Annotated in this window: 10 protein-coding genes; 8 read left to right on the plus strand and 2 right to left on the minus strand. The window is 54.6% G+C overall.

The genetic code is table 11. The annotated features are described in order from the left end of the window. Nucleotides 1-54: 54 nt before the first annotated feature. The 8 genes from crcB to AAC622_RS00190 all read left to right on the plus strand — a co-directional run bounded on the left by crcB (nt 55) and on the right by AAC622_RS00190 (nt 7,635). Nucleotides 55-435, plus strand: a complete 381-nt coding sequence (gene crcB / locus AAC622_RS00155; RefSeq protein ID WP_340259772.1) for a fluoride efflux transporter CrcB — start codon at nt 55-57, stop codon at nt 433-435. Continuing rightward, nucleotides 432-1,496: an RluA family pseudouridine synthase gene (locus AAC622_RS00160; protein ID WP_340259773.1), complete on the plus strand. Its 1,065-nt coding sequence runs from the start codon at nt 432-434 to the stop codon at nt 1,494-1,496. Before crcB ends, AAC622_RS00160 begins: the two co-directional genes overlap by 4 nt. Continuing rightward, the gene (locus tag AAC622_RS00165) at nt 1,493-2,176 is read left to right on the plus strand and encodes an HAD-IA family hydrolase (protein ID WP_340259774.1); all 684 of its coding nucleotides are present in this window, start codon (nt 1,493-1,495) and stop codon (nt 2,174-2,176) included. Before AAC622_RS00160 ends, AAC622_RS00165 begins: the two co-directional genes overlap by 4 nt. Further along, on the plus strand, nt 2,173-2,904 hold the full coding sequence (locus AAC622_RS00170; protein ID WP_340259775.1) for an ATP12 family chaperone protein: 732 nt from the start codon (nt 2,173-2,175) through the stop codon (nt 2,902-2,904). Before AAC622_RS00165 ends, AAC622_RS00170 begins: the two co-directional genes overlap by 4 nt. 230 nt (nt 2,905-3,134) lie before the next feature. After that, complete coding sequence (locus AAC622_RS00175) at nt 3,135-4,154, plus strand: amino acid ABC transporter substrate-binding protein (protein ID WP_340259776.1); 1,020 nt, start codon at nt 3,135-3,137, stop codon at nt 4,152-4,154. Between the two features lie 135 nt (nt 4,155-4,289). Beyond that, complete coding sequence (locus AAC622_RS00180) at nt 4,290-5,504, plus strand: amino acid ABC transporter permease (RefSeq protein ID WP_340259777.1); 1,215 nt, start codon at nt 4,290-4,292, stop codon at nt 5,502-5,504. Between the two features lies 1 nt (nt 5,505). Then, complete coding sequence (locus AAC622_RS00185; RefSeq protein ID WP_340259778.1) at nt 5,506-6,822, plus strand: amino acid ABC transporter permease; 1,317 nt, start codon at nt 5,506-5,508, stop codon at nt 6,820-6,822. Between the two features lie 12 nt (nt 6,823-6,834). Next, nucleotides 6,835-7,635 carry an amino acid ABC transporter ATP-binding protein gene (locus AAC622_RS00190; RefSeq protein ID WP_317657439.1) on the plus strand — a complete coding sequence of 267 codons (801 nt, stop codon included), beginning with the start codon at nt 6,835-6,837 and terminating at the stop codon, nt 7,633-7,635. Nucleotides 7,636-7,641: 6 nt separating this feature from the next. Here AAC622_RS00190 and AAC622_RS00195 read toward each other — a convergent pair whose 3' ends face one another. Then, nucleotides 7,642-8,148, minus strand: coding sequence for a SixA phosphatase family protein (locus AAC622_RS00195; protein WP_340259779.1), 507 nt, complete (start codon nt 8,146-8,148; stop codon nt 7,642-7,644). Next, on the minus strand, nt 8,145-8,795 hold the full coding sequence (locus AAC622_RS00200; protein ID WP_340259780.1) for a ferredoxin: 651 nt from the start codon (nt 8,793-8,795) through the stop codon (nt 8,145-8,147). Before AAC622_RS00200 ends, AAC622_RS00195 begins: the two co-directional genes overlap by 4 nt. Between the last annotated feature and the right edge of the window lie 20 nt (nt 8,796-8,815).

Consider the following 8,815-nt stretch of genomic DNA (forward strand, 5'->3'; position numbering starts at 1 on the left):
CCGTGCCGCCGCTTTTGGTTGACAACAGACAGGCAGGGGCAGAAAGAGCCACCCATGATTTGGACAGTTTTTCAGGTGGCCCTTGGGGGCGCGATTGGTGCATCGCTGCGCTATCTTGTTGGCGTGGGTCTACATCGTGCGCTTGGGCCGACCGCTTTTCCCGTTGGGGTGATCTCGGTCAATATTCTTGGCTCTTTCTTGATGGGCCTTTTTGTGGGCCTTGCCGCACAGCGCGGGCTGACCCATTTATCCCCTTTCGTCATGACGGGGATCTTGGGCGGGTTTACAACATTTTCTTCCTTTTCGCTTGAGGTCATCACGCTTTATGAGCGGGGCGATTTAGGGTTGGCGGCGGCCTATATTCTGGGCTCGGTCATCCTTTCTCTCGTTGCGATTTTCTTGGGGTTGATGCTGACACGGGTGGCGCTGCCATGACGGGTGTTCAGGTTTTGGCTGTCGCGGATGCAGATGCGGACCAGCGGCTTGATCGGTGGTTCCGCCGCCTTTTCCCGCATATCCCGCAAGGCCGCATTGAAAAGATGTGCCGTAAAGGTGAAATCCGTGTCGATGGTGGGCGCGTGAAACCCGCAACACGCCTGCAATCTGGGCAGGAGGTGCGCATCCCCCCCTTGCCTGACCCAATGCCCGAAGATGCGCTTGGCGCGCCGCGGGTGCAGAAATCGGCCATCTCGGACGCGGATGCCGCGATTATGCGCCGCGCGGTCATCTATCAAGATGATCATCTGATTGCGATTAACAAACCCGCAGGTTTGCCCACACAAGGCGGCAGCGGGCAAGGGGGGCGGCACGTTGATGCGTTGGCGGCCTGTCTCGCGCGCGAGGGTGAGGATAAGCCGCGCCTTGTTCATCGCTTGGATAAGGACACATCGGGCGTTTTGCTCTTGGCGCGCAGCAGGCAAGCCGCGCAGGCCCTCACCGATGCCTTTCGCCATCGTGAGACGCGCAAGATTTACTGGGCCGCCGTTGCAGGCGCGCCTTTGCCCCGAATGGGCAAAATCAAGTTTGGACTGGTAAAGGCCGCAGGTCATGGCAAAGGGGGCGAAGGCGAAAAGATGCGCTGCCTTCATCCGTCTGAAATCGCCACCACCGATGGGGCCAAGCGGGCCGAGACGGATTATGCAACGCTCTCTGCGCTTGGGGGGCGGGTGTCATGGGTGGCGATGGTGCCGATTACTGGTCGCACCCATCAATTGCGCGTCCATATCGCAGAGCTTGGCCACCCGATCGTGGGGGATGGCAAATATGGCGGCAGCAGTCAGGAAAATTTGGGCGATGGATGGGGCGCGCAATTGGGGGGTGAAATCAGCCGCAAACTGCATCTTCACGCGCGCTATCTGAAATTCCGTCACCCTTTCACCAAACGGGATCTCACGCTAACCGCAGCCTTGCCTGATCACATGGCCCGCACTTGGGAATTGTTCGACTGGCGCGCCGAAGATGTGCCCGTTGACCCGTTTTATGACGAGCTCGGATGACTGCGCCTTATCTGATCATTTTCGATGTCGATGGCACGTTAATCGACAGTCAGGCACATATTGTAGCTTCGATGGAGGCGGCATTTGGCGGCCTTGATTTGCCTGCGCCAAGCCGTGCGCAGACCTTGTCAATAGTAGGCCTATCGCTACCCGTGGCCATGCTGCGCCTTGCGCCTGATCATAGTGCCGAGATGCGCGCTGATTTGGTCGAAGGGTATAAGGCGGCCTTTCAATCTTTGCGCCTCAGCGCGGATGGCGCGGCCTTGTCGCCGTTGTTTGAGGGGGCGATGTCAGTTCTAGAGAAACTGCAGTCTGACCCGCGCTTTGTTTTGGCTATTGCAACTGGCAAGTCACGGCGGGGGATGGAACATATTATGGATCAACATGGGCTGCGACCCTATTTTGCCTCCGTTCAGGTTGCGGATGATCACCCCTCAAAGCCACATCCCGCGATGGTGAAGGCCTGTTTGTCTGAATGTGATGTGCCCGCCGCGCGGGCCGTGGTGATTGGCGACACGACCTATGATGTCGAAATGGCGAAGGCCGCAGGCGCACAGGCTATTGGCGTCTCTTGGGGGTATCACAGCGTAGAGGATTTGCGGCAGTCTGGGGCCGACCCCATTTTGCAGCGCTTTGGTGATTTGCCCGCTGCCCTTGAACGAATTTGGAGCCTTACATGAGCGAATGGAAAGCCCGCCGTTTTTGGACATCTGCCAGCGTTGAAACGGTGGAAGGTGGCTATACGGTTCACTTAGACACACGGGCCGTCAAAACACCGCTTAAGGCGCCGCTGATTGTGCCAACCCAAACCATGGCCGAGGCGATTGCAGCAGAATGGATGGCCCAAGCCGAAGAGATCAAGCCCCTCACCATGCCTGTCACACGGTCGGCAAATGCCGCGATTGATAAGGTCAGCGCACAAAAGCCAGAGGTTGTGGCGATGCTAGCGGCCTATGCTGAGACAGATTTACTCTGTCACAGGGCAGATCACCCACAGGAATTGGCCACACGCCAAGAAGCGGGATGGCGACCCGTTTTGGACTGGGCTGCAAGCGAGCTGAACGCGCCCTTGATCGTCACAATCGGCGTTTTGCCCGTGCCGCAACCGCAGGATAGCCTTGATCGGGTGCATCAACTTCTCTCGCAGTTTGATAATTTTTCTTTGACCGCATTGCATGACCTGATTTCCATCTCTGGCTCAGCCCTAATGGGGCTTGCCGTGGCGAAAGGCCAGTTCTCGCCGCAAGAGGCATGGAATCTGTCGCGAATCGATGAAAATTTTCAGGCAGAGCTTTGGGGCGCAGACGAAGAAGCCTTGGATGTGGCCGCGAAGAAAAAGGACGCTTTTCTTCACGCAGCACATTTTTACAGACTTGCAGGCGGGCACGAGGCCCTTGGGGCAGGTTGAGGCCTTTTTTTAATGAATATGTCATTTGCCCAAGCAGAAAGCATCCCGTGAACGGCTGCTATAAAGTTAGGCTTTACGTTTCGTAAACCTAGCTTCAACCCTTGACCTTGGGCGGTATATTTGTCCAATTAAGCGGCATTGGCTCGCTTCTGCGGGCCACTGACATGAAAGTGGTCTTACGGCCATTGAGGAAACAGCCCAAAAGGGCGGTCCAATAGGAAGAGGTAAACATGAAAAAATCTGTAGTCCTAGCTACGCTGGCAGTTGCTGGCATGGCTGCGGGTATATCCCAAGCGTCGACCCTTGATGAGGTCAAAGCGCGTGGCAGCCTGAACTGTGGTGTGACCACAGGTCTCACAGGCTTCGCAGAACCAAATGCCAGCGGCGTTTGGGAAGGTTTTGACGTTGCGGTATGCCGTGCCGTTGCAGCCGCCGTATTCGGCGACCCAATGGCGGTTGAGTTCGTTCCAACCACTGGTCAGACCCGTTTCACCGCGTTGGCCTCTGGCGAAGTTGATATGTTGGCACGTAACACCACATGGACCTTCAGCCGTGACGTTGATCTGAAGTTCGAATTCGTGGGCGTGAATTACTATGACGGTCAGGGCTTTATGGTTCCTGCATCCTTGGGCGTGTCTTCCGCGCTTGAGTTGGACGGTGCAACCGTATGTATCCAGACTGGCACAACCACCGAGTTGAACTTGGCTGACTTCTTTGCTTCGAACAACATGAGCTACGAGCCCGTGCCAATCGAAACAAACGCTGAAGCACAGCAGCAGTATCTTGCAAACGCCTGTGACGTGTACACCACAGACGCTTCTGGCCTAGCTGCAACTCGTGCAACCTTTGAAGATCCGAGTGCGCATGTTGTTCTACCAGAAATTGTCTCCAAAGAGCCCCTTGGGCCACTTGTTCGTCACGGTGACAACGAGTGGGGTGACATTGTTCGCTGGTCTCTAAATGCGTTGATCGCGGCAGAAGAGATGGGCATCACTTCGGCAAATGTTGCTGAATTGGCTGCTGCACCAGGTAACAATCCGGAAATTAACCGTATCTTGGGTACTGAAGGCGAACTCGGTGCGATGCTTGGCTTGGAAGCAAACTGGGCGGTTAACGTGATTTCTGCGGGTGGTAACTATGGCGAAATCTTCGATCGCAATATTGGAGAAAGCACCCCAATCGGTCTTGCACGCGGCTTGAACGCTCAGTGGACAGATGGCGGCCTGCTCTACAGCCCACCATTCCGCTAAGGTCTGAACGGAAGAAGGGCGCGGCATTCCCGCGCCCTTCTTCTATTCTAACATCCAAAATTAAGCTGAAATTTTTGCGACTTGTTTGTGCCGCATTCAAACTGTTTTTCTCTGATTTAATGACAGGATTCCGCCATGGCTTCTATACCGGATCCAAGTTCTGAACCCTTCCGCTTTGGTCAGTTGATTTACGATCGTCGCTATCGCTCAATGACGATCCAAGTATTCGCTTTCATTATGATCATGGCCTTTCTTTGGCAGCTTGGCTGGAACACGGTTCAAAACCTGTCTGCGCTTGGCAAAGATTTTGATTTTGGTTTTTTGGGATCGCGCGCTGGCTATGATATCAACCAGCGCTTGATCGAGTACTCCAACGACAGCACCCATGGCCGTGCCGCGATTATTGGGATCTTGAACACGCTGCTTGTCGCCTTTTTGGGCTGTATTCTTGCCACGATTATCGGCGTGATCGCAGGCGTTTTGCGTCTCTCGAAAAACTGGATCGTAGCGCGCTTGATGACGGTCTATGTGGAAGGATTCCGCAACATTCCGTTACTGTTGTGGATCCTTGTGATCTTCGCCGTCATGACCGAAGCCACCCCACAGCCGCGCGATTTCCGCGAAGGCGGGGACGCGTCCATGATGCTGTTCGACAGTGTCGCGATTACCAATCGAGGTATTTTCATCCCCAGCCCGATTTGGGGGGAAGGATCAAACCTGCTTATGGCAGTGTTTGTTGCTTCGCTCTTTGCCATTTGGGCCTTCCGACGCTACGCGCGCAAAAAACAAGAAGCCACAGGTCAAATCCTTCCTGTGTTCTGGATTTCCATAACGTTGTTTTTTGTGCCTACGGTTATTTTCTATTTTATCCTTGGTGGGCCGATAACATTGCAGCTGCCTGAATTGGGAGGTTTCAACTTTACGGGCGGCCTACAGGTCCGCAACTCTCTGATTGCTTTGTGGTTTGCGTTATCGCTCTACACAGGCGCATTTATCGCAGAGATTGTGCGTTCAGGGATTTTGGCGGTATCACGCGGGCAAACCGAGGCGGCTTATGCCTTGGGCTTGCGCCCCAACCGCACGATGAATTTGGTGATCCTGCCGCAGGCCTTGCGGGTGATCATCCCACCCCTGATTTCGCAATATCTGAACCTGACCAAGAACTCCTCCTTGGCGATTGCGGTGGGTTATATGGATGTGCGGTCTACCTTGGGTGGGATCACGATCAACCAAACAGGCCGCGAGCTTGAAGGGATGCTACTTTTGGGCGTCTTTTACTTGGTCACATCCCTAATCATTTCGGGCGTGATGAATGTCTACAACAACGCCGTTAAGTTGAAGGAGCGCTGAGATGGCAAATTCTGCGAATAGCTCCGTTTCTTATGTGCGCACCGAGATGCTGCCCGAGCAGGCCCCGCCTGTCTCGGAAGCGGGCGTGGTGAAATGGGTGCGTGAAAACCTGTTCTCTGGCTTGCTCAATACAATCCTAACAATTCTGTCTTTGGTCGCGATTTATTGGGTGGTCAGCCATGTTTTCCAATGGTTCGCCTATGGCATTTGGACTGCAAATTCACTGAGTGAGTGCCGTGAGGTGCGTGACGCGCTTTACGCCGATGGTCGCAATGTCGCCTGTTGGGCCGTCTTGAGCGAGCGTTGGAACCAACTTCTCTTTGGGTTCTACCCAGCCGATGCATATTGGCGCCCTGTTGTGGCTTTGATTGTGTTTTTCATCGCCGTTGCGCCTGTGATGTTCAACTTTGGTGGCCGCAAATTGGCGATCTTCTCGGCCGTGTCGCCCTTCATTTGCTACTGGCTGTTATGGGGCGGGTCGATTTGGGGGCCAATCCTGACGGCTCTGGGCTTTGTTTTGGCATGGTTGGCCTATGGCCAGATCACACGGCAATTCGGGGCTTTGGCGAGCATCGTGGCGAGCATCCTTGTGCCGCTGATCTATTGGCGCTTTGGGGTTGCCCCACTAACGGGACTGGCCGATGGCATCTTGCCCATTGGAATTGAAAATATCCAATCCAAGGATTTCGGCGGGTTTATGTTGGCGCTGATCATCGGGATCACGGGCATTGTTCTGTCTTTGCCGCTTGGGATTTTGCTGGCGCTTGGGCGTCAGTCTGATTTGTTCATCATCAACAAATTCTCGGTGATCTTTATTGAGGTGATCCGCGGCGTTCCGTTGATTGTGTGGCTGTTCACGGCATCGCTTTTGTTGAACTACTTCCTGCCGCCCGGAACAAATTTTGACCTGATGCTCCGCGTGATTATCATGGTCACGCTCTTTGCCGCTGCCTATATGGCCGAGGTTGTGCGCGGTGGTTTGGCCGCCCTGCCTCGTGGGCAATATGAGGGGGCAGATAGTCTGGGCTTGGATTACTGGCAATCCATGCGCTTGATCATCCTGCCTCAGGCTTTGAAAATCTCAATCCCGGGCATCGTGAACACGTTTATCGGTTTGTTCAAAGACACAACCCTCGTGGTGTTCATAGGTCTGCTTGACCCAATCGGTTTGTCTAACGCGATCCGCGCCACGACCGAATGGAATGGGATTTACTGGGAATTGTTCATCTTCATCGGGCTTTGCTTCTTTGTGTTTTGCTACGCGATGTCCCGCTATTCGCAATATCTTGAGCGCAAGCTCGCAACAGATCGTCATTAAGGAGAGGCCGATATGAGTGAAGCCACCCCCTCCATCCAAGATCGTGAGATCAACCGTTCGCAGATGAAAGTCACTGATGAGGTGGCGGTTGAAATTCGCGATATGAACAAATGGTATGGTTCGTTCCATGTTTTGCGGGACATCAACCTTACTGTGAACCGCGGCGAACGTATCGTGATCTGCGGGCCATCTGGCTCGGGGAAATCTACGCTGATCCGCTGCATCAATGCATTGGAGGAGCATCAAAAGGGCTCCATCACTGTGGATGGCACATTGCTGTCAAATGACCTCAAGAATATCGACAAAATCCGTTCCGAGGTTGGGATGTGCTTTCAGCATTTCAACCTGTTTCCGCATTTGACCATTTTGGAAAACTGCACATTGGCCCCAATTTGGGTGCGCAAGACGCCCAAGAAAGAGGCCGAAGAAACGGCAATGTATTTCCTTGAGAAGGTGAAAATCCCCGATCAAGCGCATAAATATCCAGGTCAGCTGTCAGGGGGGCAGCAGCAGCGTGTGGCCATCGCGCGCAGCCTCTGTATGCGTCCGCGTATCATGCTGTTTGACGAACCGACATCGGCACTTGACCCTGAGATGATCAAGGAAGTTTTGGATACGATGATCCAATTGGCTGAAGAAGGTATGACCATGCTCTGCGTGACCCATGAGATGGGTTTTGCCCGTCAGGTTGCCAATCGCGTGATCTTTATGGATGCAGGCCAGATTGTTGAACAAAACGAGCCTGAGCCGTTCTTCACCAATCCGCAAAATGACCGCACCAAGCTGTTCTTGAGCCAAATCTTGGGACACTGATCCCGCTTAGGGCAAGTCACGCGGGGTGATAAAGGCGCGGGCGACCCCCGCGCCTATTTCTATATTGGCCCAAGATGTTGCGTTAAAGTCCACGACTAAGGTCGCGGCTGTAGGGTAGCGGGTGAATTTCTCGTGTTGGGGTTGTGTTGCCACCAGCGAGCGCGCCAAGCTACCAATACCGGGATTATGCCCGATGACGCCCAATGTGCGGCCCTCACTGGCCCTGATGACATTCAGCATATCAGGCGGCATCGCGAGATAAAGCGCGCGTGTATAAGAAACTTCGATTTCCGCACCGCTAAAGGATCGGGAAATCGCCGCCCATGTATCGACAGCACGGGTTGCGGTCGAGCTAAGCACGTGATCAGGCCGATACCCCTGCGCCTCAAGCCATGTTCCAACGCGCGGTGCATCCTCTATTCCGCGGGCATTGAGGGGGCGGTCATGGTCATCCAACCCTGCATCGCCCCAATCTGATTTTGCATGGCGTATTAAGATCAACGTCAGGGTCATGGGTGAAAGCTCCGCATGTGGAAATGTGATTGCGCCTCAACGCGTCCAAAGTTTTGTGAGATCGGGCAGGCGCGCCGCGCCCTGCAGCCCTTGGTCATGCAATCTGCTCCCGCCATTGTGTTCAGATGGTTGTGGCATCGGATCGTATCATAGCCCGATCCGTCAAAGGCTGCGACAGGGCATGCGCTGCGGCAGGGTTGGTGCGTGCAGCTGTCGCATGGGCGGTCTTGTACAGGCGCCTGAGGTATCGCATAGGGCAGGCCAAGTGCGCCGCGAAAGGAGACAAACAATCCCGATTGCGCATGGATGAGCAGCCTTATTGGGCTGGGCCATACTGCACCTGTCGTCAAAGCCCATTGGTAAAATGGTGCATAGGGTGGGCCACCAAAGGGAAAATAGGCTTCCCCCCCAATCTCGCGGGCCCAGTCACCGATGACCCGCGCAGACCAGCGATCCATCGGGTCAGGGGCGCCATCACGATATTCGGAGCTGTCTTCAAACGCAGACCAAAAGTGAGGCTCATCAGGCCCCAAAAGCACCACGGTTTTTACCTCATGGCCTAGGCCGTGACTGCCGTCTGGGGCAAAATGCCCCAAAATGCGAAGGTGCCGCGCATGCGCGCCTTGTAAAAGGTCGGTCAGGTTCATTCTTTAGCCTGCGCTGATTG

Origin of the sequence: Roseobacter sp. HKCCA0882 (assembly GCF_037805225.1) — a bacterium.
Lineage (GTDB): Bacteria > Pseudomonadota > Alphaproteobacteria > Rhodobacterales > Rhodobacteraceae > M30B80.